Here is a 22,144-nt window from a genome sequence, read left to right as displayed (position 1 = left end):
CACGACCCAGGCAACCGACAAGACGAGGAACCATGAGCTCCGACGTGCACGCAGCCACGCACGAGAACGTCCCCGACAACGCCGCCGCGCCCGGCGGCAGCCCGGCGCACGAGACCGACCCGGCGAGCGGGATCGACCCGAACCTCCTCACGGCGTACGCGCTGTGGGCGGTGTTCCGGCGTCCGCTCGGGCCGATCCACCGCGTCGGTGACGACGCCGTCGCCGAGCTCGACGCCGCGGTCGCCCGCGCCGCCGACCAGGGCGTGACGATCCGCGGTTTCTACGACGTCTCCGGCTTCCGGGCCGACGCCGACGTCATGATCTGGCTGCACGGCGACGACGCACAGGCGATCCAGGCCGCGCTCCGCGACCTCCGTCGCACGGCGTTGTTCCAGGACGCCGAGCCGGTCTGGCACGCGATGGCCATGCACCGCGAGGCCGAGTTCAACAAGCGCCACACCCCGGCGTTCCTGCGCGGCAAGGACCCCGAGGCCTGGATCACGGTGTACCCGTTCGTCCGGTCCTTCGAGTGGTACCTGCTGCCGGAGGAGGAGCGCTCGAAGATGCTCCGCGACCACGGCATCGCCGGCGCGAAGTACCGCCGCGTGCTCACCAACACGATCGCGACCTTCGCCCTCAGCGACTACGAGTGGATCCTGCCGCTCGAGAGCCCCGAGCTGGTCGACCTCGTCGACCTCATGCGCGACCTGCGCTACACCGAGGCGCGCCTGCACGTGCGCGAGGAGGTCCCCTTCTTCACCGGTCGTCGGGTGACGACCGCCGAACTGCCGGAGGTGCTGTCGTGACCGACACCAGCCAGATCACCAACGGGAAGGTCCTCGCCGCGACCCCCGCCGCGGTGGACGGCCCCGAGCACGTCGAGGTCCCGACCGCGTACGACGCGATCCTGCTCGCCGGCTTCGGCGGCCCCGAGGGCCAGGACGACGTCATCCCCTTCCTCCGCAACGTCACCCGCGGCCGCGGGATCCCGGACGAGCGTCTGGAGGAGGTGGCGCACCACTACCGCCACTTCGGCGGCGTGAGTCCGATCAACGCGCAGAACCGCGCGCTCAAGGCGGCGCTCGAGGGCGAACTCGCGAAGCGCGGCATCGACATGCCCGTGCTCTGGGGCAACCGGAACTGGGCGCCCTACCTCGAGGAGGCCTTCACCGAGGCCGCCGACAAGGGCTACACCAAGCTCATCGCCATCGCGACGAGCGCCTACTCGTCGTTCTCGAGCTGCCGCCAGTACCGCGAGGACTACGCCCGCGTGCTCACCGAGACCGGCCTGATCGACACGATCCAGGTCGACAAGGTCCGCCAGTTCTTCGACCACCCGGGCTTCGTGCGCCCGTTCGTCGACGGCGTGCGCGACGGCATGGCCCGCGCGATCCGCGAGAACGAGGGCCTCGACGTCGCGACCGAGCTGCACATCCTCTTCTCGACGCACTCGATCCCGTCCACCGACGCGGCGAAGTCGGGCCCCGACTACCGGGGCTTCGACGAGCACGGCGCGTACGAGGCCCAGCACCTCGCCGTCGGCGAGGTCGTCCTCGAGCAGGCCTGGAACGAGCTGCTCGAGCAGCCGGAGTTCGCGCACCTGCAGGGCACGTCGAAGCCCGCGTGGAAGCTCGTCTACCAGTCGCGGTCGGGCCCCCCGACGCAGCCGTGGCTCGAGCCCGACATCAACGACTACATGAACGAGGAGCTGAAGGGCGGCCCGACCCGCGCGGTGCTCATCGTCCCGCTCGGCTTCGTGAGCGACCACATGGAGGTCATGTGGGACCTCGACGAAGAGGCCACCGAGACCGCGGGTGAGCTCGGCTTCTGGTCGCTCCGCACGCAGACGCCCGGCGTGGACCCGGCGTACGTCGCCGGCCTCGTCGACCTGGTGCTCGAGCGCGTCAACGGCACGCCGACGACCGAGCGTCCGCACCTGACCGACATCGGCCCCTGGTACGACGTGTGCCGTCCGGGCTGCTGCGAGAACGTGCGCGCCGGGTTCAAGCCGGCCGCGGCCGGGGTCGCCCCGTGACGGACGCCGACAGCGCGACGCCTTCCGACGGCCCGGCCCCGATCCGGCTCGGCACCCGTGGCAGCCGACTCGCGGTCGCGCAGTCGCAGGACGTCGCCGACCGTCTGGCCAGGGCGGCGGGGCGTCCGGTCGAGCTCGTCACGGTGACGAGCGAGGGCGACACGAACCGCGCCTCGCTGGCGAGCCTCGGCGGCACGGGCGTCTTCGCCAGCGCCCTGCGCGAGGCCCTGGTCGCGGGCGAGGTCGACGTGCTCGTCCACTCGCTGAAGGACCTGCCGACCGCTCCGTACGAGGGGCTCACGATCGCGTCGGTCCCGAAGCGCGCGGACGCCCGTGACGTCCTGGTCGCCCGGAACGGCGCAACGGTGGAGACCCTGCCCGAGGGCGCGAAGGTCGGCACGGGCTCACCCCGCCGCGTCGCGCAGCTCAGGGCGAAGCGTCCCGACCTCGACGTCATCGACATCCGCGGGAACATCGACACCCGGCTCGGCCGCGTTGACGACGACCTCGACGCCGTGGTGCTGGCCGCCGCCGGCCTCGGCCGGATCGACCGGCTGGACGCGGCGACCGAGCTCCTCGACCTCGGCTTCTGGCCGAGCGCTCCCGGCCAGGGAGCACTCGCGGTCGAGATCCGGGCGGACGAGACCGACAAGGGCCTGCTCGCTGCGCTCCGCAAGCTCGACCACGCCCCGACGCGCCTCACGGTGACGGCCGAGCGCGAGGTCCTCGCGAAGCTCGAGGCCGGCTGCTCCGCCCCGATCGGTGCCACGGCGGTCGTCGATGCCGAGCTGCTGCTCGTGTCCGCGACGGTCTACCGCCCGGACGGTTCCGAGTACCGCACGGCGTCGCACGCGGCACACCTCGACGGGTCCGCGCAGGACCGTCTCGACGAGGCGCTCGAGGTCGCCGGTCGCGTGGCCGCCGAGCTCCTCGAGAACGGTGCCGCCGAGCTGGCGGACCTGGCGTCGACGGTGACCGGTGCCCCTGCCGAGGGCGACCACTCCGCCGGGCCCGGTCTCGCCACCCTCGCCGCCGAGCAGCCGGCGGACGACAGCTCCACGACGACGGCCTAGGCGGTCACCACGGACGACACCGCTCGCGTCGCGGACGAGGCACGGCCCCCGGTCGTCCTCGTCCCGCGCGGCGGTGCGTGGGGGGACGCGGTCGCCGCCGCGGCACGGGAGCGCGGGCTCGTGCCCGTCGTCGTCCCGCTCATCACGGACGCTCCGCCCGCCGACCCGGCGGACCTCGACGCGGCGCTCGTCCGGTTCGCAGATGCCGCGCTCGCCCCGTCCGTCGACCGCGCGTCGGGACCGTCCGTCGTCGACGCCCCGGCCGGGAGGCACGACACACCACCCGCGGTCGGCACGCGTCCCGGGGGAGTCGGCTCCGGAGCCCCCTGGCTCGTCGTGACCAGTGCGACGGCCGTGCGCGTGGTCGCCGGGCGCGTGCCGCGCCTCCCGGCCGGCGTCCGCGTGGCCTGCGTCGGCGACGCGACCGCGCGTGCTGCCCGGCATGCCGGGTGGCCGGTCGACCTGGTGCCGGACGAGGAGTCCGCCGCCGGGCTCGCCGCGGCCCTGCCGACGGACGCCGGACCCGTGCTGTTCCCCCGATCCGAGATCGCCGCGACCACCCTGGTCGACGCACTGCGCGCCCGCGGCATCGCCGTGTCGGAGGTGGTGGCGTACCGTACCGTGGGGACGGGCCTCGATCCGATCGTCCTCGACCCCCCACCGGACGCCGTGCTCGTGACGAGCGGGAGCGTCGCCCGACAGGTCGCAGCGCGGATGACCCCGCTCGACCCGAGCACGCACGTCGCGTGCATCGGACCGTCCACCGCCGACGCCGCCCGTGCCGCGGGACTCCCCGTGCACGTGGTCGCCGCCGCTCGGTCCGCCGAAGCCCTGCTCGACGCCGTCGTCGAGACCCTCCACCCGAACCCCAGAACAGGAAGGTCATCGTGACCGGACGCTTCCCCCAGGTCCGCCCCCGTCGACTGCGGGCCACCCCCGCCATGCGACGACTCGTCGCCGAGACGCGGATCCACCCCGCCGAGCTCGTGCTGCCGATGTTCATCCGCGAGGGCGCCACCGATGCGATCGACATCTCGAGCATGCCGGGCGTGCAGCAGCACTCGCTCGATTCGTTCCGCCGGGCGCTGAACGAGGCCGCGGCGCAGGGCGTCGGCGGTGTGAACCTGTTCGGCGTGCCGACGTCGAAGGACGCCGAGGGCTCCGGTGCGACCGACCCCGACGGCATCCTGAACGTCGCGATCCGCGTGGCGAAGGAGGAGGTCGGTGACGCACTCGTCGTGCAGTCCGACCTGTGCCTCGACGAGTTCACCGACCACGGCCACTGCGGCGTGCTGGCCGCGGACGGCTCGGTCGACAACGACGCGACGCTCCTGCGGTACCGCGACATGGCGGTGGCCCAGGCCGAGGCGGGCGCGGAGCTCGTCTGCATGAGCGGCATGATGGACGGCCAGATCGCCGCCGCGCGCGACGCGCTCGACACCGCCGGCCACAGCGGCACGGCGCTGCTCGCGTACTCGGCGAAGTACGCGTCCGCGTTCTACGGTCCCTTCCGCGAGGCCGTCGCGTCGACCCTGCAGGGCGACCGACGGACGTACCAGATCGACGCCGCCGACGGCCGGCAGGGCCTGCGCGAGGTCCTGCTCGACATCGAGGAGGGCGCCGACATCGTCATGGTGAAGCCCGCGATGAGCTACCTCGACGTCCTCGCCCGCACCGCCGACGTCTCCGAGGTCCCCGTCTGGGCGTACCAGATCTCCGGCGAGTACGCGATGATCACGGCCGCCGCCCAGAACGGGTGGATCGACCGTGACGCCGCCGCGATGGAGGCCCTCGTCGGCATCAAGCGCGCCGGTGCCGACGCGATCCTGACGTACTTCGCCGTGGACATCGCACGGAAGCTCAACCAGGAGGCCGGCCTGCGCACGTCCGGCAGCACCGCGGCGGTGTCCGGCGTCGCCTCGACCGGGAAGGCCCCCGAATGACCACCACCACCGCTTCCACCGGCACCGCTCCGGTGTCGAACGACGAGCTGTTCGGCCGCGCGAAGGACAGCATCCCCGGCGGGGTGAACTCGCCCGTCCGCGCGTACGGCTCGGTCGGCGGCACGCCCCGGTTCCTGACCGCGGCGAACGGCCCCTACGTCACCGACGCCGAGGGGCGGCAGTACGTCGACCTCGTCGCGTCCTGGGGCCCCGCGATCCTCGGGCACGCGCACCCCGGCACGGTCGAGGCCGTGCAGCAGGCGGCATCCCGCGGCCTGTCCTTCGGGGCGTCGACCCCGGGGGAGACCGAGCTCGCCGAGCTCGTGAAGCAGCGCGTGCAGGTCGACGGCGACGGACCGATCGAGAAGCTCCGCATGGTGTCGACCGGCACCGAGGCGACGATGACCGCCATCCGCCTGGCCCGCGGGTACACCGGCCGCGACCTCCTCGTGAAGTTCGCCGGGCACTACCACGGCCACTCGGACTCGCTGCTGGCCGAGGCCGGATCGGGTGTCGCGACGCTCGCGCTCCCGGGCAGCGCGGGCATCACCGCCGAGACCGCCGCACAGACCCTCGTGCTGCCGTACAACGACCTGGACGCCGTGCGGGCCGCCTTCGACGAGCACTCCGAGCGCATCGCCGCCGTGATCGTCGAGTCCGCCGCCGCCAACATGGGCGTCCTCGCGCCGGAGCCCGGGTTCAACCGGGCGCTCGCGGAGATCACGCGGGCGCAGGGTGCGCTGCTCATCGTCGACGAGGTCCTGACCGGCTTCCGCGTCGGCCCGGCCGGCTGGTGGGGCCTCGAGGCCGACGGCACCGTCCCGGAGGGCACCGGGTGGAAGCCCGACCTCGTCACGTTCGGCAAGGTCATCGGCGGCGGCATGCCCCTCGCCGCGCTCGGTGGTCGTCGTGAGGTCATGGACTTCCTCGCACCGCTCGGGCCGGTCTACCAGGCGGGCACGCTGTCCGGGAACCCGCTCGCGGTCGCGGCCGGCACCGCCACGCTCCGGGCCGCGACGCCCGACGTGTACGCGCACCTGGACCGCACCGCGGCGACGATCGCCGACGCCACGAGCGCCGCGCTCTCGGCCGAGGGGGTCGCGCACACCGTGCAGCACGCCGGCAACCTGTTCTCGTTCGCGTTCGTGGAGCAGGCACCGCGGAACTACGACGACGTCCGCGCGCAGGAGGCCTTCCGCTACGCACCGTTCTTCCACAGCATGCTCGACCAGGGCGTGACCCTGCCGCCGAGCTTGTTCGAGGCGTGGTTCGTCACGGCGGCGCACGACGACGAGGCCGTCGGCCGCGTGCTCGACGCGCTCCCCGCGGCCGCTCGCGCGGCTGCTGCCGCGACCGCGTAGGAGTCCCCTCGCAAGACGCCACGTCGGCGGTTCCGCGCAGCGACATCCCGCTGCGCGGAACCGCCGACGTTGCGTTGTGAAGGTCGGGGTGCGGTCGAGCTCGCGCTGGTGCGGAAACCGAGTGACATGTAGTGTTCCAGTGTGCTGAACACGACGCTGTCTTCGTACTTCCGCTCCGCGCGCGCTCGCCGACTCCTCGTCGACCTGGCCGTGACCGTCGCCTTCGCGTGCGTCATCTGGACGTACTCGCTCACGTACGACGGGTCGGTCGACAAGGGGGACCGGGTCGTCCAGACCTGGACCGGTTGGCACCTGGCGATCCCCGCCGTGACCGTCGCCCTGGTCGGGATCCGTCGGTTCGTGCCGTGGGTCGTGCTCCCCGCGCTGCTCGCAGTGGACTGGTACGACCGCTGGAAGTCCATCGGGAGCGAGCCCTTCGGTGTCGCGATGGGGCTGTTCGCCATCGCCAGCGAGCGTCCCTGGCGCCACACCCTCGTCGCGGGCGGTGTGGCGCTCACCGTGCTCGTGGCGTCGACACAGCTCATCGGCCGGACGACACGAGGGTTCTGGACGTGCCTGATCGTCTACACGTTCGGCATCGTCGCGGGATTGGCGGTGCGCCGTGCACAGGCCGCCCGATGGCGGGTGCTCCGGCTCCTCGCACAGTCGCGCATCGAGCGCAGGACGACCCAGCGCGCCGAGGAGCGAGCGGCGCTGGCCCTCGAGGTCCACGACGTCTGCTCCAACTCGCTCGCCGTCGTCAGTCGACTCAGCGAGGTCGCGCGCAGCCGTGTCACGACCGAGCCCGCCGAGGCGATGCGCCTCCTGGACGACGTCGCGCGCGTCGCACGGGACGGCATGACCGAGGTCCGACGGTTCGTCCGACTCGCCGAGAGCGACCCGGTCGACGGCGATGTCCACGCCATGATCGCGCGCGTCCGGGCGGTCGGCGTCCCGTTGAGGGCGACGATCTCGGGGGAGCCGCGGGACCAGCGGGTCGCAGCGACGGTGTACCGGGTGGTGCAGGAGGCCCTGACGAACGTGCTGCGCCACGCACGTCCCGCACGGGTCGACCTCGAGGTCCACCACGACCAGGACGGCGGGGTCTCCCTGCGGGTCCTGAACGACGGTGTGGTCGCCACCGTGCCCGGGTCCGGCCGCGGGACGCGTGGGATGGCCGAGCGCGTGGCGACGCTCGGGGGGACCCTCCGAGTCGGGCCCGGGCATGAGGACGGCACCTGGTGCGTGGAGGCGGTCGTCCCTCCGCCGGGCGGCGACCTCGCGACCGCCCAGCGTCGTTCGACGGCGGTGGCACGGTGATCCGCGTCCTCGTCGTCGACGACCAGCACCTGCTCCGCACCGGGACCGCGATGGTGATCGGGACGGCGGACGACCTCGTCGTCGTGGGGGAGGCGCAGGACGGTCTCCAGGCCCTGGAACGGGTCGGTGTCCTCCGGCCGGACGTCGTCGTGACGGACGTCCGGATGCCGGGGATCGACGGCATCGAGACCACCAGGCGGATCACGGAGCGCTTCCCGGCCGTCAAGGTCCTCGTGCTCACGCAGTTCGACCTCGACGAGCACGTGTTCGGCGCCCTCGCCGCCGGCGCGAGCGGCTACCTGCTCAAGGAGAGTTCCGCCGCGGAGCTCTGCACTGCGGTCCGGACGGTGGCCGCGGGCGATGCGATCGTGGCGCCTCGAGCGTGCCGACGCCTGGTCGAGACGGTGAAGCCGGCGTTGCTCACGGCCCGCCCGCAGCAGGCTCCGGCCTCGCCCTTCGACGCCCTCAGTGCTCGGGAGCTCGACGTCGTCCGGGCCCTGGCGGACGGGTCGTCGAACGCCGAGGTGGCCCGGTCCCTCTTCATCTCCGAGGCGACCGTGAAGAGCCACGTCGCGAGCATCCTGCGGAAGCTCGGGGTCCGTGACCGCGTGCACATCGTCATCGAGGCGTTCCGCTGCGGGGTCGTCCGGGACTGATCGTCAGGGCAGGACGACGATCGGCGTCCCCAGCGGCAGTGCGTCGAGCTGCGCGACGGCATCCGGTCGGACCCGGATGCACCCGTGCGACGCGCGGCCGCGGGGGTCCGGGTTGGCGTGGATCGCGATGAGCCCGCCGTCGGTGCCGGTGTACGGCTCGTCGGCTGCGGTCGCGTGCAGCGAGGTGAGCTGGATCGCCCCGGGCGCCAGCGCCTGCGCGGGGTCCACGTAGCGGGCCTGGAGGTAGCCGCTCACACCCGTCGGCGTCGGGGTGGAGTCCTGTCCGACTCCGACCTCGTGCCGGTGCGATCCCTGCGCTGTCGTGATCGTCATCGACTGCTCCGCCACGCGGACCGTGACCGAGGCGGTGGCTGGCTGCATCGCGGGCAGCTCGTCGGTCCGCGCCCACGCCGCCGTCTGCGCGGGTGCCCCCGACGCACCCGCCGTCGAGGGCAGCATCTGCCGGGCGGGCGTCAGGACGAGCGTCCAGTCGCCGGTCGTGGTCACCGCGGCGACGACGGTCGGTCCCCGCAGGAAGTTGCGCCCGGGGAGCACGGCGACCGGTTCTCCGTCGCGGGCCGCGTACAGCACGAGGTCGTGCTCGAGGAGCCCGGCGTGTGATGCCACAGCGTCGGTTCCGGGCAGGAGTGCGCCGATGACGGCGTCGTGCACGGCGACCGGCAGGTCCTCGGTGGGCGGACCGGCCGGTGCGGTGCTCGCCTCCGGGGAAGGGCTCGGTGTGGGGCTCGGCGGGGACTGGCCCTGCGCGGGTGACGTCGGGTGTGACGGACGCGGGTCCGTGGAGGTGGTGCTGCACGCCGACGCACCGGCCACGAGGGCAGCACCCACCGTGAGTCCGAGGCAGCGGAGCGCCGCACGGCGGTCGAGGGTCATGGATCGGTCCTTTCGACGGTCCGGGGATCAGCGGTGGGGGGACGGCGGGGCCGCAGCGACGTGGCGCCGCGGCCCCGAGCCGGATCACCCCGCGACGCGCGGGAGCTTGGTCGGGGGCTGGGTGACGCCCTGCTTCCCGACCGGGGCCTTCGGCTTCGAGCTGCCAGATCCGGGGGTGCTCTTCCCCGAGTGACGGTCAGGGTTCGCCGCCTCCTCCAGCTCGGATCCGTCGTTCGCGCTGCACCCGGCCGCGAGGAGCTGCCGAGCGCTCTCCGGCGTGATGTGTCCGTCCTTCCCGTACACCGGTGTCGGCTTCGTGCCCTTCGTGCAGGTGAAGCGGTCACCCGCCGGCTGCTGCTGGCGCTGCTGCTCGGACTGCGGCTGCTTCTTCTTCTCCGCGGGCGTCGTCGATCCGTCGTTCCCGCCCGACCCCCGCGCGCCGGACCCGGTCGAGCCCGACTTCCCGCCGGACCCCTTCGTGTCCGGCGTCCGAGGGTCCTTCCGGTCCTGTCCCTGGTTGCCGGTCTGCTGCTGCGAGGTGGTCGGCCGACCGGTCTCCGACCGGTCCGGTTCCCCGTGCGCCGTGAGCGGCGCGAGGACGACCCCACCCACGAGGGCGAGCCCGGCCGACGTGGCGAGGATGGTCTTCTTGATGGTGTTCACGATGTGCTCCGTTCGGTCGTGTCGGCGGTCTCTCCGTCGACATGAACAGTGAAGCGCTGGAACACCACATGTCACACCGTCCGGACGGACGGTTGCGCGCCCCGCCGTCCGGACGACGCGGCGCACGGTTCCCCGACCAGAGGTGGTTCCGGACGGGAGGCGCGGTGCGGCTACTCCGCGCGGCGCGCGTGCCAGCGGCCAGCGGTCCGCTCGATGGCCAGCGGGAAGGCGAAGGCGTGCGACACCGCCTCGGACGTGACGACCTCGTCGGCCGGGCCCTGGGCCACCACGGCGCCGTCGCGCAGCAGCATCGCGTGCGTGGTCGACGCGGGCAGGTCCTCGAGGTGGTGGGTCACCATCACGCTGCCGAGGCCCGGCTGGCGCTGGCGCAGGGCGTCGACCGTCTCGAGCAGGTGCTCGCGCGCGGCGACGTCGAGTCCGGTGGCCGGCTCGTCGAGCAACAGCAGGCGCGGTTCGCTCATCAACGCCCGGGCGATGAGGGTCCGCCCGCGTTCGCCCTGCGACAGCACCGGCCACCGGGCGTCGGCCCGTGCCGCGAGGCCGACGTCCGCGACGTGCCGTCGGGCGGTCTCGAGCTGGTCCGGCGTCGGCTCCCACCGCATCATGAGGTCCGTCGTGCCGGTCAGCCCGGTCAGGACGGTCTCGGTGACCGTCAGCGGCGACAGCATGCGGTGTCGCGGGTCGACGTGCCCGATGTGCTCACGGAGCTCCCGCACGTCGACGCGGCCGAGCCGACGCCCGAGCAGCTCGACGGTGCCCGCGGTCGGGTGCCCGTTCGCACCGAGGACGGCGAGCAGGGTCGACTTGCCCGCGCCGTTCGGACCCAGCAGCGCCCAGTGCTCGCCGCTGCGGACGGTCAGCGCCACGTCGTGCAGCAGGTCCCGCCCGGAGCGGGTGACACGGAGGGCTTCGGTTCTGAGCAGGACGTCGGTCACCCGGGCAGTCTGCCCGGTCGGGTAGCCCGCCCCGCCCGTCTCAGGCGGTCGCGTCGGCGTCGGCCTTCGCGTTCGCGGCGCGGATCTCCGCCATGTGCTCGGCCATCGCGCGGGACATGCCGCGGATGACGGCACCGGCGGCCTCGCCGTCGCGGGCCTTCGCCGCTGCACGGAACGAGTCGAGCCCGTGCTTGACGTCCCAGAACACGAACTCCGGCTGCCCGATGCGCACGAACTTCGCGCGGTTGACGATGCCCTCGGCGGTCTTGACGAGCAGCTCGTTGCCCGAGTGCGCGACGAGGAACGCGATGAGCGCGTCGACGTCGTCGTTCAGGGCGCGGTCCTCGGCGTCGGCGTGCTTGCGGGCCTGGTCGAGGAGCTTGCCGAGCTGCTTCACGGCGGCGTCGTCGAGCTTCGGCACGGCCCAGCGTGCGGCGAGCTCGGCGAACCCGAAGAGCAGCTGGAACGCGTCGTCGTACTGCTCGCGGGTCGGGGACGCGACGCGCGTGTACCGGTTCGCCTCCATCTCGACGAGCCCGAAGTCGACGAGCTTCGCGATGGCCTCGCGGATCGGGGTCCGACTGACGCCGAGCCACGCGACGAGCTCGTCGTCGTTGAGGCGTTCACCGGCCTGCAGCGTGCCGTCCTGGATCGCGGCGAGCATCTTCTCGAGCACGACGTCGCGCAGGAGCTTCCGGGGGGACGACTCCACCGACGACTTGGGTACCGGCATGGCTGCTCCTCACAGGTTCGGGTGTTCCGTGTGCCAAACCTAGCGTGTCAGTTGGCAAGCGTTCGGGAAATCACCTGTAAGGGAAACGCATCAGCGTCGCAGGTCGACCACCGTCCGGCCGTGCACCCGTCCGGCGACCACCTCGGCGCCGACCGCGACGGCGTGCTCGAGGTCGACCGTGCGGGTGACGTCGGCGAGCAGTGCCGGGTCGAGGTCGGTCGCGAGCCGCTCCCACGCCCGCTGTCGCAGGGGCAGGGGCGCCTCGACCGAGTTGATGCCGAGCAACGAGACCGCGCGCAGGATGAACGGCATCACCGACGTCGGCAACGCGGAGTCCTGCGCCAGGCCGCACGCCGTCACCGCGCCACCCCACCTCGTCGCGGCGAGGACGTTCGCGAGCGTGGCGCCGCCGACGCTGTCCACGGCGCCGGCCCAGGTCGCGCGCTGCAGCGGCTTGCCGAGCTCGGCGATCGCTGCGCGGTCGACCACGTCCGACGCGCCGAGGGCACGGAGCGAGGCCTCGTTCGCCCGCCGCCCGGTCGAGGCGGTCACGCGGTACCCGCGGGCGGCGAGCAGGGCGATCGCCACCGTGCCGACGCCGCCGGACGCCCCCGTCACGAGCACCGGCCCGTCCTCGGGCGAGACCGTCCGCTCGAGGGCGAGGACGGAGAGCATCGCGGTGAAGCCGGCGGTGCCGATCGCCGCCGCGAACGAGTCCTCGACCGTGTCCGGCAGCACGACGAGGGACCCGCTGGGCACGATGGCGTGCTCCGCCCACCCGCCGTACCGCGTCTCGCCCAGGCCGGCGCCGTTGCACACCACGCGGTCACCGATCGCGACGTCGTGGACCCCGGGGCCGAGCGCCGACACGGTGCCGACGACGTCGATGCCCGGGACCAGCGGGTCGATCCGGGCGACGCCGGGGTTGCCCGCCAGGGCGAGCCCGTCCTTGTAGTTCACGCTCGAGTACGTGACGTCGACGCACGCCTCGCCCTCGGTGGGGTCGGGGAGGTCGACCTGCGTGATCGCGGGTGGGGTGGAACGGGAGACGAGGACTGCGCGCGTCATGGACCGGACGCTACCCCGTGCCTCCCGGCCGTCGTTCCGACCCATCGCACGGAGGATGGAAGGACGATCCGCGCATGGTGAGCAGGAAGGAACGGCCTCCTCCGCGCGGAACGGCGCCGCGCCGCTCAGCCGAACATGATGGCGGCCTCGTCGTACCGCGCCTGCGGGACCGTCTTGAGCTCACCCAGGGCGTCCTCGAACGACACGTGCACGATCTCCGTGCCCTGGAGCGCGACCATCCGGCCCCACCGCCCCTCGACCACGGAGTCGATCGCCGCGAGCCCGAGCCGTGTCGACAGCACCCGGTCGTACGCGGTCGGGGTCCCACCGCGCTGGATGTGCCCGAGCGTCGTGGCGCGGGTCTCGATGCCCGTCATCTCCTCGATCATCGGCGCGAGACGCTCGCCGATCCCGCCCAGCCGCGGCCGCCCGAACGCGTCGAGGCCGCGCTCCGTGTGCGCGTTGTCCTCGTGGTCCGGCACGAAGCCCTCGGCGACGACCACGAGCGGCGCGCGCCCTCGGTCGTAGGCGGCACGCACCCACGCCGCGATCTGCTCCATGCTCGTCTTCTGCTCCGGGATGAGGATCGCGTGCGCACCCGCGGCCATGCCGGAGTGCAGCGCGATCCAGCCCACGTGCCGGCCCATGACCTCGGCGACCATGCAGCGCGAGTGGGACTCGCCCGTGGTGCGGAGGCGGTCCATGGCCTCGGTCGCGATGGCGACGGCGGTGTCGAAGCCGAACGTGTAGTCGGTGGCACCGAGGTCGTTGTCGACGGTCTTCGGGACGCCGACGATCCGCAGGCCGGCGTCGGTGAGGCGCTTCGCCGCGGCCAGGGTGCCCTCGCCGCCGATCGCCACGATGGCGTCGATGCCGTGCCGTCCGAGGGTCTTCGTGATGTTCTCGACGCCGCCGTTCGGCCCCTCGAAGGGGTTCGTGCGGCTGGTTCCGAGGATCGTGCCGCCCTGCTTGGCGATGCCCTGGATGTCCTTGCGACCGAGGGGCACGATGTCCCCGTCGACGACGCCCCGCCAGCCGTCGCGGAACCCGACGAACTCGTGGCCGTGGATCGCGATGCCCTTGAGCACGATGGCGCGGATGACCGCGTTGAGGCCGGGGCAGTCGCCTCCGGAGGTGAGGATGCCGATGCGCACGGAGACTCCAACGTCGTCGGGTTGCGGGGACCTCCCCATCATGTCTGACGGTGGTGTGGCATTACCATCCCCGTGTGTCCCTGCCGTCCTCCGTCGCCTCCGGTCCGTCCGGAGCGCCCGGTCGGCGGCCGGGTGGGTCCGGCCGGGGCGTCGGGTCCGGCCAGACCTCCGCTGCGGCCGTCCGGGTCGACACCGTGTACCGGCCTGGAGGCGCGGTGGACGTCCGCGCGACCCTCCGGCCCCTGCAGCGCGGTTCCGGTGACCCCGCCTTCCAGGTGGTCGGGTCCGACACGTGGCTCGCGCTGCGCACGCCGGCGGGGGCTGCCTCGGTGCTCGTGCGCCGTGCGGGCAGCGATGCCGTCGCGGTCTCCGCGTGGGGTGCCGGTGCCGCCTGGGCGGTCGAGCACGCACCGGACCTGCTCGGGCGCGGGGACGACTGGTCCGACCTCGACGTCAGCGCGCACGCCTTCCTGGCCGAGGCGCGACACCGTCAGCCGGGGTTACGGCTGCTCCGGACGAACACCGTCGTGGCGATGCTGGTGCCGGCGATCATGGAGCAGAAGGTGACCTCGCGACAGGCCTGGCGCGCGTGGCGGTACCTGCTCCGGCGCTTCGGCGAGCCGGCACCCGGTCCGGCGCCCGCGGAGATGTTCGTCCCGCCGGCCCCCGAGCAGTGGGCGCGGATCCCGAGCTGGGAGTGGCACAGGGCGGGCATCGAGCCCGGTCGCTCGGCGACGGTGATGCGGGCGGTCAAGGTCGCGCCCGCGCTCGAGCGGACGCTGGGGCTCGGTCGTGGTGGCGCGGTCGTGTCGCAGCGGCTGCAGTCGGTCCCGGGCATCGGGCAGTGGACCGCTGCCGAGACGGCGCAGCGGGCGCACGGGGACCCGGACTCGCCGAGCGTGGGCGACTACCACGTGCCGGCCCTCGTCGGGTGGGCACTGACGGGCGGCCCCGTCGACGACGACGGGATGCTCGAGCTCCTCGAGCCCTGGCGCGGGCACCGCGAGCGCATCGTCCGACTGATCGGGGGCTCCGGCTTCCGGAAGCCGACGTTCGGCCCGCGGATGACGATCCAGGACCACCGCTGGCACTGAGCCGGATCGCTCGCTCGCGGACCGGCGCCACCGGTGCGGTCCTGCCGGGCTCCGTGTCATGATCGGGGCGTGGGGAACGTCGTCGTCGTGCAGGTGGGAGACCCGCGCCGTGCGCGCCTCGAACGCGAGGGGTGGTCGGTCACCGCTCGGTCGTTCGGCGCGCAGCTCGACGCCGATCGGATGGACCTCGATCGCATGACGGCGCTCGTGTCCCGAGCTGGCGCGGGAGTCGCGTTCCGGTCGATCGGCCCGGACGACGTCGACGACGTGCTCGCCCTGGATCGCCTGACGGCGGACGACTACCCGGGCAGTGTGGCGACGCGGCACGAACAGATGGACCGGCGCGCCGCGACACCGACCGCGGAGCGCTGCGCTGCCGGGGCGTTCCTCGAGGACGGGTCCCTCGTCGCCGTGACCTACGTCGAACTCGACGGGGCCGTCGCCGAGACCGACTTCACGGTGGTGCACCCGTCACACCGCGGCCGAGGGATCGGCACGGCGCTCAAGGCGTGGTCGGTCGTGGCGCTCCGACGCGAGGGTGTCCGGCGTTTCCGTACCGGTGGCTCGGCCGAGAACGCTGCGATCCTCCGCGCGAACGCCGCTCTCGGCTACGAGCGGGACGAAGAGTGGGTGACGCTGACCGCCCCGGACAGGGCCGGAGCAGCGACGTAGGCTCCATGTGAGAACCGATCTCACGAAGGAGGAACCATGTCGGACCCGAACACCACCCCCGCCGCCGAGGCCGAGGAGCACCGCGTCGCCGAGCACGACGTCGCCGACCACGACCACGAGCAGGACGGCGGCGAGCACGAGACCGTCGAGCACGGCGACCACGTCGACTTCGTGCACGACGGCCACCGGCACGCCCGTCACGAGGACCACTACGACGAGCACTGAGCGGCACTGACGTGACCGGCGGCGGCCGGGAGGGGCGTGGTGGAGCCGCCACGTGCCTCCCGGCCGTCGTCGGTGCGGCCTCGGGCCTCCTACGCTGGCCCGATGACGACCTCCATCCGCTCCGCTCGGCCGAGTGACGCGGACGCCGTCGAGCGGATCGAGAACGACGCCGACCTGCTGTTGGTCGACCGCCTCCGCGCCGACGTCTGGGCTCCGGCTCCACACGGCGAAGCGCGGCTCGCAGAGCCCGGCTTCCTGCTCGTCGCCGAGGTCGACGGCGAGGTCGACGGCGAGGTCGCCGGGTTCGCGCACGTCCTCGAGGTGGACGGTGTCTGCCATCTCGAACAGCTGTCGGTCCACCCGCTGCTGTCGCGGCGGGGCCTCGGCCGAGCGCTCGTGGAGGCCGCGAAGGACGGAGCCCGCGAGCGTGGGTACGCACGCATCTCCCTCCGCACCTACGCGGACGTGCCGTGGAACGCTCCCTTCTACGCGACGGTCGGCTTCCTCGAGGAGGAGCCCACCACGTCCTTCCACGGGTCGCTGCTCGAGGTCGAGGCGCAGCACGGTCTCGATCGGTACGGGCGACGGGTGCAGATGAGCGCGCCCCTCGGAGACCCACGTCCGTAGGAGCGGTGTCGGCGTCGGCGGGCCTACGGGTGCCGGGTGCCCTCGCCGGCGAGCACGGCCCGGTAGCCCTCGCGGAACGTCGGGTACCGCGGCTCCCAGCCGGTCGAGCGCAGCAGGGCGTTCGCGAGCCGCTTGTCGCCGCCTGCCTGCCGCCCTTCGGGCTCGGCGCTCGGCAGCTGCTCGACGCCGAGCTCGTGCGCCAGGAACGTCAGGACGTCGTCGAGTCGGGCCGGTTCGTCGTCGGTACCGAGGTAGGTCGGTGCGGGGTCGTCCACCCCCGCCAGGTGGACGAGTGCCGCGGCGGCGTCGTCCCGGTGGATGCGGTTCGTGTGGGGCGACGTGCCGAGCGACAGCCGGGCCTGCCCGGACCGCACCTGGTCGATCAGTCGCTCGCGGCCGGGCCCGTAGATGCCCGACAGCCGGACGAGCACGGCTTCGGGTGCCCGCTCCCGCAGCAGCGCCTCGGCCTCGAGCAGGACGCCGGCGGTCGGGGTGCTCGCCCGCGCCGGGGTCTCCTCGGTCACCTCGCTGCCGTCGTCGACGTCGTACACCGCGGTCGAGGACACGACGAGCAGCCGGGGTGAGGCGCCGGACGCGTCGATGCCGTCGAGCACGTTGCGCAGGCCGTCGACGTAGGTCGCGCGGTACTCGTCCACGGCACGGGAGCCGGCGGCGAAGGCGACGACGACCACGCCCGTCTCCGGGGCGATCGTCGGGACCTCGTGTCGGAGGTCGACGCTGCGGCCGGTGATCGGGGCGGGGATGCGCTCTGCGCGACGGCGGAGCCCGGTGACCGGGTGGCCGAGCGCCGCGAAGCGCAGGGCGACCTCGGTACCGAGGTCGCCGCAGCCGGCGATGACGACGGGGGAGCGGTGCTGCATGCCCTGAGCTTGTCAGGTGCGCGTCGGAGCGGCCCGAGCGCGAGGGCCCGGGCCGTCGGTCATCAGATCTGCTCGTTGTCCGGCGACTCGGGCTCGCCGCCCGAGTCGACGTCGCTGTCCTGCTGCGGGTCCTCGGTCGCGTTGCCGGTGGATGAACCGTCGGGCAGGTCCTCGGTGCGCTGGAACTCGCTCTCGGGGGCGTCCGTGGAGCCGTCGGTCGGGGTGTTCTCGTGCTGCTGGTCGCTCATGCGGCGCACGCTACGCGGGAGCGCCTCCACCGCTGTCCGGGCAGGAGTGTCACCCGGGAGGCGACTCGGGCGCGGTGCTCGTGCGACCCGTACAGGCGCTGCGTCCCCCGGGTTTGTAACGGAGAGATAACGACTCAGAACTCGTCCAAACCCTTCGGCGGAGGGTCCCGAATCACCTGCATCAACCGGGAAACACCCGGAGCGCTCACCAGCCGCAGGTAGCTGGTTCTCCACCCCTTTCCGGGGTGTGTTCGGCGCACACACAGTGTCCGCGCCGAGCGCGACGACGAAAGGAACGCATCTCATGCGCAAGTCCCTCAAGACCTCGATCACCCTCGCCACCACCGGCGCCCTCGTCCTCGGTGGTGCCGCGTTCGGCATCAGCACGGCGAACGCCGCGACCCCGAACGTGCAGACGGTCTCCTCCTCGTCCGAGGCCTCGAAGATCCCCGCCCCGGTCGCATCCGTGCCGGACGTCCTCGGCGGCGACACCTCCGTCGCGCTCGACAGCAGCTTCACCGACGCGCTGACCTCGCTGGGTCTGACCCCGGGCGTCTCGGGCGACGCGAAGCTCGAGAACGGCGCCGTGTCGTTCCCGATCACCGCCGGCTCGGTCACCTACTGGAGCCCGGACGGCAACTACCGCCCCTACGTGCAGGGCCTGCTGAACCACAACGGTTCGGGTCTGACCCTGAAGGCCGGCGACACCACGGTCACGCTCGAGAACTTCGTCGTGAACCCGGGCTCGTCCAAGCTCTACGGTGACGTCCTCGTCAACGGCGAGGTCGCCGCGTCGAACGCCTACCTGTTCGAGCTCTGGGGTGGTTCGCTCAAGCCGCTGCAGCTCGAGGGTGACAACGCGGTCCTGACCGGCACCACCGTCCACATCTCCGAGGACGCTGCTGGCCTGCTGAACAAGACCTTCAGCACCGACGCCGTCAAGCGCGGCATGCTCGTCGGCACCGCCACGATCACCGCGCAGATCAAGTAACACCCCGCGGCACACCACCGCACCGGCACCACCACGAGAAGGCGCCGCTCCCCACCACGGGAGCGGCGCCTTCCGCACGTCCGGGTGAACGATCCGGCCGGCTGTCTCGTCGTCAGGGCATGGGACTCCGCACACGTACGAAGGTCGTCATCGGCATCGCCACCGGTGTCGTCGTCATCGGCGCCGCAGCCGTCATCGCCGGCCCGGTCATCTACGCGAACACCGTCAACGGCCAGGCCGCCGCCGCCCCCTCGCTGAGCGCCGCTCCGTCCGGCTCCGGTGCGACGCTCGATGCCCAGCAGGCCGACGGCACCTGGACGAGCACGAGCAGTTCGTACGCCGGGTACCGCGTGCACGAGGTCCTGCAGGGGAATGATGTGGACGTGGTCGGTCGGACGAAGGACGTGCAGGGCACGGCGACGGTCGACGGCGGCTCGCTCACGAAGGCGACCGTCACGGTGCAGGTCGCGACGATCTCCACACCCGAGGCCGCGCGCGACGAGTACTTCCGGAGCAAGGCCCTGCAGACCGACCGGTACCCGACGGCGACGTTCGCGCTGACGGAGCCGGTCGACGTCTCGAAGGCGCTCGACGGCAGCACCCAGGACGTCACGCTCACCGGCACGATGGACCTGCACGGCGTCGAGAAGCCGGTCACGGGCGACGCGCAGGTCGCGGTGACGAAGAACGGGTCCGTCCAGGTCGTCGGCTCGGTCCCGATCACCTTCGCCGACTACGGGGTCGAGGCCCCGTCGCTCGGCTTCGTCACCGTGGACGGGAAGGGCTCGGTCGAGTTCTCCCTCGACCTGGCGAAGTGACCGTGACGAGCCGTTCCGCCGACGAGCTGCTGGCGACGCTGTACCGCGAGCACGGCGACGCGCTCACCCGGTACGTCCGGCACCTGACGCGGGACGGCTCGACCGTCGAGGACGTCGTGCAGGAGACCATGGTCCGCGCCTGGCAGCGTCCGGCGGTGCTCGAGCGGGCGCCCGACACCGCCCGGGCCTGGCTGTTCACGGTCGCTCGGAACCTGGTCGTCGACGACGCCCGCTCCGCACGCAACCGGCGTGAGCAGGGCTCCGAGCACCCGGTCGACCGTGCCGAGGCCGACCGGACGGACGCGGTGCTCGACCGCATCGTCGTGGCGGACGCACTCGCGTCGCTCAGCCCGGACCACCGCCGCGTGGTGGTCGACGCCTACTGGCTCGGCCACACCGTGCCGGAGATCGCACGACGACACGACATCCCCGAGGGCACCGCGAAGTCGCGGTTGCACTACGGGCTCCGGGCCCTCCGGCTCGCACTGCAGGAACGAGGAGTGACCCGATGAGCGAGGACCGGTACGCGGAGTGGGACGCGGCGTACGTCCTCGGCTCGCTCACGCCCGACGAGCGGCTCGAGTACGAGCGGCACCTCGAGACGTGCGACCGCTGCACGGCGGCCGTCGCCGAGCTCGTCGGCCTGCCCGGTCTGCTCGCGAAGCTCCCGGCCGACCAGGCGGTCGAGATCGCGGCACCGGACGGGAGGCCCGACACGCGTCCCGAGAGCACCCTCGCCGCCGTCGCGCACCGCGTCCGACACCGTCGTCGCCGCCGTCGGGCATGGGTGGCCGTGACCGCGGGGCTGGCGGTCGTCGCCGCCGTGCTCGGCGGGCTCGCCGTCGGCACGGCCGGTGGACGAGGTGCGACGGTGCAGGCCGGTGGCGCGCCCACGACGTCCGCACCGACGACCGCGGGCGACCGCTACACGATGACCGGGTCGCAGGGTCTCGACGTCGACCTGGCCGTGAGCGGCGAGCAGTGGGGCACGCGCTTCGACTGGGGGTGCTCGTACGGCGGCAGGGAGTGGTCGGCGGACGGCTCGGTGATGTACGACCTCGTGGTGGTCCGGAAGGACGGCTCCGTGCAGACCGTGGCCTCGTGGTCGGCAGCCGGGGCCGAGGCCCACGGGCTGTCGGCGTCGACGGACGTCCCGCGCGACGACATCGCCGAGGTGCAGGTCCGACTGCGCGGCGAACGCGGGTCCCTGGTGAGCACCGACCTCGCTCGACACACGGGATGATGGCGGGGTGGACCGCGCCGCACCAGTGCTCGACGACGTCGTCCGCGCGGTCGCGCGGACGGGCTTCCGCGCCCACGGCCTGCACGTGCTGGTCGGCGACGACACCGCCGAGCACCACTGGTCCGCCGACGTCCGCCGTGACGTGCACTCCGTCGCGAAGGGCGTGGTCGTCCTGGCCGTCGGGACCGCCGCGGACGACGGGCTGCTCGCGCTCGACGAGTCCGTCGGCACGCTGCTGCCCGACGTCGTGCTCGGAGCGGGTGTGCGGGACGTCACGCTCCGACACCTGCTGACCATGACGAGCGGCATCGACATGCCGTGGTCGCCGACGCAGACCACCGACTGGCCGGACCTGGCACGGGAGTTCCTGGGACGCCCGACCGTCGGACGGTCGTTCCGGTACGCGAACGCCAGCACCTACACGGCCGCGAGGGCCCTGGCCGCACGGGTCGGCGACGTCGGCGCGTACGCGCAGGACCGCATCTTCACCCCGCTCGGCATCGACGACGTCCGCTGGGACCGCTGCCCGCTCGGTCACGTCGTCGCGGGCGGCGGCCTGTGGCTCCGCACCGCCGAGGTCGCGCGCATCGGCCGGTTGCGGCGGGACCGCGGCGCGGCGGACGGGCGTCAGCTCGTGCCCGCGGCGGTCGTCGACGCGATGCACACCGACTGGGTCGCGGCGGGGTCGTCACCGTCGTACGACCGCTACGCCCTCGCGGGCTGGGGCGGCCCGGGACGGACCTGGCGACTGCACGGGGCGTACGGGCAGCTCGTGCTCCTGGACCCGGTCGCCGACGCCGTCGTCACCCTCACCGCGGACGACCACGAGCGTGCCGACGTGACGGCCGCGGCCGTCGCGGAGGTGCTCGCAGGCTCCAGCTGAGCCGGTCCCGCGAGCGGGCTCTCCTCAGGCCTCCGGCTCGACCGGACCGAGTGCGTCGAGGACGCGGTGGGAGACGGAGCGCAGGGTGTCCGCATCCGCAGCCACGGGCCTCCAGAACAGCTCCTCGAGTGCCGCGGTGTGCGCGCGGATGCCGGCGAGCACCGCGCGCCGACCCTCGGTCGTCATCGTCACCCAGCTGCCACGTCCGTCCGCCGGGCAGTCCGCGCGGGCGACGAGCCCGCGCCCGACCATCCGCGTGACCTGGTGGCTCACGCGCGACTTCTCCCACCCGATGCCCGCGGCGACGTCACGGACCCGCAACCGGTGGTCGGGAGCGCGGTGCAGGCCGATCAGGATCTCGAACTCGGGGATCGAGATGCCGGCACCCTGCTGGACGGCCTGGTCGAGCGCCCGGTCGAGCCGACGCCAGACGTCGTGGAACGCGTCCCAGGTCGCCCAGTCGTGCCCCTCGCCGCCCTGCTCCGCCATGACCGCCAGCGTAACCAGCGGGCGTGCCGCGGGACCGAGGATCATCCGTTCGGCTGACTCCGGGGCGGCACTCGGCGCGCTCAGAGGTCACGTCGGACGCCCGGAATACGATCACTC

26 protein-coding genes are annotated in these 22,144 nt (G+C 73.0%); 17 read left to right on the top strand and 9 right to left on the bottom strand.

Annotated elements, in window-relative coordinates; genetic code table 11:
• Positions 1 to 32 precede the first annotated feature (32 nt).
• The 8 genes from hemQ to ACIP6W_RS05050 all read left to right on the top strand — a co-directional run bounded on the left by hemQ (position 33) and on the right by ACIP6W_RS05050 (position 8,388).
• Entirely contained in the window at positions 33 to 806 is a 774-nt protein-coding gene (hemQ, locus tag ACIP6W_RS05085) for a hydrogen peroxide-dependent heme synthase (RefSeq protein WP_400428543.1), read from the top strand.
• Positions 803 to 2,035 carry a ferrochelatase gene (locus ACIP6W_RS05080; protein ID WP_400428541.1) on the top strand — a complete coding sequence of 411 codons (1,233 nt, stop codon included), beginning with the start codon at positions 803 to 805 and terminating at the stop codon, positions 2,033 to 2,035. The genes hemQ and ACIP6W_RS05080 overlap by 4 nt, the downstream gene beginning before the upstream one ends.
• Entirely contained in the window at positions 2,032 to 3,108 is a 1,077-nt protein-coding gene (gene hemC / locus ACIP6W_RS05075; protein WP_400428539.1) for a hydroxymethylbilane synthase, read from the top strand. Before ACIP6W_RS05080 ends, hemC begins: the two co-directional genes overlap by 4 nt.
• Before the next feature lie 120 nt (positions 3,109 to 3,228).
• On the top strand, positions 3,229 to 3,999 hold the full coding sequence (locus tag ACIP6W_RS05070; protein ID WP_400428538.1) for a uroporphyrinogen-III synthase: 771 nt from the start codon (positions 3,229 to 3,231) through the stop codon (positions 3,997 to 3,999).
• Positions 3,996 to 5,051: a porphobilinogen synthase gene (hemB, locus tag ACIP6W_RS05065; protein ID WP_271825934.1), complete on the top strand. Its 1,056-nt coding sequence runs from the start codon at positions 3,996 to 3,998 to the stop codon at positions 5,049 to 5,051. The genes ACIP6W_RS05070 and hemB overlap by 4 nt, the downstream gene beginning before the upstream one ends.
• On the top strand, positions 5,048 to 6,412 hold the full coding sequence (gene hemL, locus ACIP6W_RS05060) for a glutamate-1-semialdehyde 2,1-aminomutase (RefSeq protein WP_400428536.1): 1,365 nt from the start codon (positions 5,048 to 5,050) through the stop codon (positions 6,410 to 6,412). Before hemB ends, hemL begins: the two co-directional genes overlap by 4 nt.
• A 141-nt stretch (positions 6,413 to 6,553) precedes the next feature.
• Positions 6,554 to 7,732 carry a histidine kinase gene (locus ACIP6W_RS05055; RefSeq protein WP_251160054.1) on the top strand — a complete coding sequence of 393 codons (1,179 nt, stop codon included), beginning with the start codon at positions 6,554 to 6,556 and terminating at the stop codon, positions 7,730 to 7,732.
• On the top strand, positions 7,729 to 8,388 hold the full coding sequence (locus ACIP6W_RS05050) for a response regulator transcription factor (protein WP_251154341.1): 660 nt from the start codon (positions 7,729 to 7,731) through the stop codon (positions 8,386 to 8,388). The genes ACIP6W_RS05055 and ACIP6W_RS05050 overlap by 4 nt, the downstream gene beginning before the upstream one ends.
• A gap of 3 nt (positions 8,389 to 8,391) precedes the next feature.
• On the opposite strand, the gene ACIP6W_RS05045 is transcribed toward ACIP6W_RS05050, so the two are convergent.
• The 6 genes from ACIP6W_RS05045 to ACIP6W_RS05020 form a co-directional block, all read right to left on the bottom strand.
• Complete coding sequence (locus tag ACIP6W_RS05045) at positions 8,392 to 9,282, bottom strand: L,D-transpeptidase (RefSeq protein ID WP_400428533.1); 891 nt, start codon at positions 9,280 to 9,282, stop codon at positions 8,392 to 8,394.
• Between the two features lie 84 nt (positions 9,283 to 9,366).
• Entirely contained in the window at positions 9,367 to 9,945 is a 579-nt protein-coding gene (locus tag ACIP6W_RS05040) for a hypothetical protein (protein WP_066651342.1), read from the bottom strand.
• Positions 9,946 to 10,115: 170 nt separating this feature from the next.
• A complete protein-coding gene (locus ACIP6W_RS05035) occupies positions 10,116 to 10,901 on the bottom strand; it encodes an ABC transporter ATP-binding protein (RefSeq protein WP_400428531.1) in 786 nt (261 codons plus the stop codon).
• Between the two features lie 40 nt (positions 10,902 to 10,941).
• The gene (locus ACIP6W_RS05030) at positions 10,942 to 11,634 is read right to left on the bottom strand and encodes a GntR family transcriptional regulator (protein ID WP_400428530.1); all 693 of its coding nucleotides are present in this window, start codon (positions 11,632 to 11,634) and stop codon (positions 10,942 to 10,944) included.
• Between the two features lie 90 nt (positions 11,635 to 11,724).
• Positions 11,725 to 12,702 carry an acryloyl-CoA reductase gene (locus ACIP6W_RS05025; RefSeq protein WP_209684646.1) on the bottom strand — a complete coding sequence of 326 codons (978 nt, stop codon included), beginning with the start codon at positions 12,700 to 12,702 and terminating at the stop codon, positions 11,725 to 11,727.
• A gap of 125 nt (positions 12,703 to 12,827) precedes the next feature.
• The gene (locus ACIP6W_RS05020; RefSeq protein WP_066651350.1) at positions 12,828 to 13,856 is read right to left on the bottom strand and encodes a 6-phosphofructokinase; all 1,029 of its coding nucleotides are present in this window, start codon (positions 13,854 to 13,856) and stop codon (positions 12,828 to 12,830) included.
• A 194-nt stretch (positions 13,857 to 14,050) separates the two neighbouring features.
• Between ACIP6W_RS05020 and ACIP6W_RS05015 the strand changes: the two genes are divergently transcribed.
• From ACIP6W_RS05015 to ACIP6W_RS05000, 4 genes are all read left to right on the top strand, one after another.
• The gene (locus ACIP6W_RS05015; protein WP_209684925.1) at positions 14,051 to 14,950 is read left to right on the top strand and encodes a DNA-3-methyladenine glycosylase 2 family protein; all 900 of its coding nucleotides are present in this window, start codon (positions 14,051 to 14,053) and stop codon (positions 14,948 to 14,950) included.
• A 69-nt stretch (positions 14,951 to 15,019) separates the two neighbouring features.
• Positions 15,020 to 15,622, top strand: coding sequence for a GNAT family N-acetyltransferase (locus ACIP6W_RS05010; RefSeq protein ID WP_400428528.1), 603 nt, complete (start codon positions 15,020 to 15,022; stop codon positions 15,620 to 15,622).
• A gap of 36 nt (positions 15,623 to 15,658) precedes the next feature.
• Entirely contained in the window at positions 15,659 to 15,847 is a 189-nt protein-coding gene (locus ACIP6W_RS05005) for a hypothetical protein (protein WP_058750533.1), read from the top strand.
• Positions 15,848 to 15,949: 102 nt separating this feature from the next.
• The gene (locus tag ACIP6W_RS05000) at positions 15,950 to 16,474 is read left to right on the top strand and encodes a GNAT family N-acetyltransferase (protein WP_400428526.1); all 525 of its coding nucleotides are present in this window, start codon (positions 15,950 to 15,952) and stop codon (positions 16,472 to 16,474) included.
• Between the two features lie 23 nt (positions 16,475 to 16,497).
• Here the strand turns inward: ACIP6W_RS05000 and ACIP6W_RS04995 are convergent, their stop codons facing one another.
• Together ACIP6W_RS04995 and ACIP6W_RS04990 are read right to left on the bottom strand one after the other, a co-directional pair.
• Positions 16,498 to 17,355 carry an NAD-dependent epimerase/dehydratase family protein gene (locus tag ACIP6W_RS04995; protein ID WP_400428524.1) on the bottom strand — a complete coding sequence of 286 codons (858 nt, stop codon included), beginning with the start codon at positions 17,353 to 17,355 and terminating at the stop codon, positions 16,498 to 16,500.
• A 62-nt stretch (positions 17,356 to 17,417) separates the two neighbouring features.
• Complete coding sequence (locus ACIP6W_RS04990; RefSeq protein WP_400428523.1) at positions 17,418 to 17,603, bottom strand: hypothetical protein; 186 nt, start codon at positions 17,601 to 17,603, stop codon at positions 17,418 to 17,420.
• A 304-nt stretch (positions 17,604 to 17,907) separates the two neighbouring features.
• On the opposite strand from ACIP6W_RS04990, the gene ACIP6W_RS04985 reads away from it, so the two are divergent.
• From ACIP6W_RS04985 to ACIP6W_RS04965, 5 genes are all read left to right on the top strand, one after another.
• Positions 17,908 to 18,594, top strand: a complete 687-nt coding sequence (locus tag ACIP6W_RS04985; RefSeq protein WP_400428521.1) for a hypothetical protein — start codon at positions 17,908 to 17,910, stop codon at positions 18,592 to 18,594.
• 119 nt (positions 18,595 to 18,713) lie between these two features.
• Positions 18,714 to 19,412: a YceI family protein gene (locus ACIP6W_RS04980; RefSeq protein WP_400428519.1), complete on the top strand. Its 699-nt coding sequence runs from the start codon at positions 18,714 to 18,716 to the stop codon at positions 19,410 to 19,412.
• Positions 19,409 to 19,924, top strand: coding sequence for a sigma-70 family RNA polymerase sigma factor (locus ACIP6W_RS04975; protein ID WP_400428517.1), 516 nt, complete (start codon positions 19,409 to 19,411; stop codon positions 19,922 to 19,924). The genes ACIP6W_RS04980 and ACIP6W_RS04975 overlap by 4 nt, the downstream gene beginning before the upstream one ends.
• The gene (locus tag ACIP6W_RS04970; protein WP_400428515.1) at positions 19,921 to 20,655 is read left to right on the top strand and encodes an anti-sigma factor family protein; all 735 of its coding nucleotides are present in this window, start codon (positions 19,921 to 19,923) and stop codon (positions 20,653 to 20,655) included. Before ACIP6W_RS04975 ends, ACIP6W_RS04970 begins: the two co-directional genes overlap by 4 nt.
• A gap of 7 nt (positions 20,656 to 20,662) precedes the next feature.
• Positions 20,663 to 21,538, top strand: a complete 876-nt coding sequence (locus ACIP6W_RS04965) for a serine hydrolase domain-containing protein (protein ID WP_400428513.1) — start codon at positions 20,663 to 20,665, stop codon at positions 21,536 to 21,538.
• Between the two features lie 24 nt (positions 21,539 to 21,562).
• Here ACIP6W_RS04965 and ACIP6W_RS04960 read toward each other — a convergent pair whose 3' ends face one another.
• Complete coding sequence (locus ACIP6W_RS04960) at positions 21,563 to 22,027, bottom strand: MarR family winged helix-turn-helix transcriptional regulator (RefSeq protein ID WP_158407717.1); 465 nt, start codon at positions 22,025 to 22,027, stop codon at positions 21,563 to 21,565.
• Positions 22,028 to 22,144: the final 117 nt, after the last annotated feature.

The sequence above is a fragment of the Curtobacterium sp. NPDC088465 genome (genome assembly GCF_044753165.1).
Lineage (GTDB): Bacteria > Actinomycetota > Actinomycetes > Actinomycetales > Microbacteriaceae > Curtobacterium.
The sequence above is the reverse complement of the archived record's forward strand: the minus strand, read 5'-3'. Positions and strand labels throughout refer to the sequence as shown.

What these genes read in the sequence shown, in the direction of transcription:
- ACIP6W_RS05000 (WP_400428526.1), top strand. Translation starts at nt 15,950, where the DNA reads ATGACGACCTCCATCCGCTCCGCTCGGCCGAGTGACGCGGACGCCGTC.
- ACIP6W_RS04985 (WP_400428521.1), top strand. Translation starts at nt 17,908, where the DNA reads ATGCGCAAGTCCCTCAAGACCTCGATCACCCTCGCCACCACCGGCGCC.
- ACIP6W_RS04995 (WP_400428524.1), bottom strand. Translation starts at nt 17,355, where the DNA reads ATGCAGCACCGCTCCCCCGTCGTCATCGCCGGCTGCGGCGACCTCGGT.
- ACIP6W_RS05045 (WP_400428533.1), bottom strand. Translation starts at nt 9,282, where the DNA reads ATGACCCTCGACCGCCGTGCGGCGCTCCGCTGCCTCGGACTCACGGTG.
- hemQ (WP_400428543.1), top strand. Translation starts at nt 33, where the DNA reads ATGAGCTCCGACGTGCACGCAGCCACGCACGAGAACGTCCCCGACAAC.
- ACIP6W_RS04970 (WP_400428515.1), top strand. Translation starts at nt 19,921, where the DNA reads ATGAGCGAGGACCGGTACGCGGAGTGGGACGCGGCGTACGTCCTCGGC.
- ACIP6W_RS04990 (WP_400428523.1), bottom strand. Translation starts at nt 17,603, where the DNA reads ATGAGCGACCAGCAGCACGAGAACACCCCGACCGACGGCTCCACGGAC.
- ACIP6W_RS04960 (WP_158407717.1), bottom strand. Translation starts at nt 22,027, where the DNA reads ATGGCGGAGCAGGGCGGCGAGGGGCACGACTGGGCGACCTGGGACGCG.
- ACIP6W_RS04980 (WP_400428519.1), top strand. Translation starts at nt 18,714, where the DNA reads ATGGGACTCCGCACACGTACGAAGGTCGTCATCGGCATCGCCACCGGT.
- ACIP6W_RS05005 (WP_058750533.1), top strand. Translation starts at nt 15,659, where the DNA reads ATGTCGGACCCGAACACCACCCCCGCCGCCGAGGCCGAGGAGCACCGC.
- ACIP6W_RS05030 (WP_400428530.1), bottom strand. Translation starts at nt 11,634, where the DNA reads ATGCCGGTACCCAAGTCGTCGGTGGAGTCGTCCCCCCGGAAGCTCCTG.
- ACIP6W_RS05025 (WP_209684646.1), bottom strand. Translation starts at nt 12,702, where the DNA reads ATGACGCGCGCAGTCCTCGTCTCCCGTTCCACCCCACCCGCGATCACG.
- hemL (WP_400428536.1), top strand. Translation starts at nt 5,048, where the DNA reads ATGACCACCACCACCGCTTCCACCGGCACCGCTCCGGTGTCGAACGAC.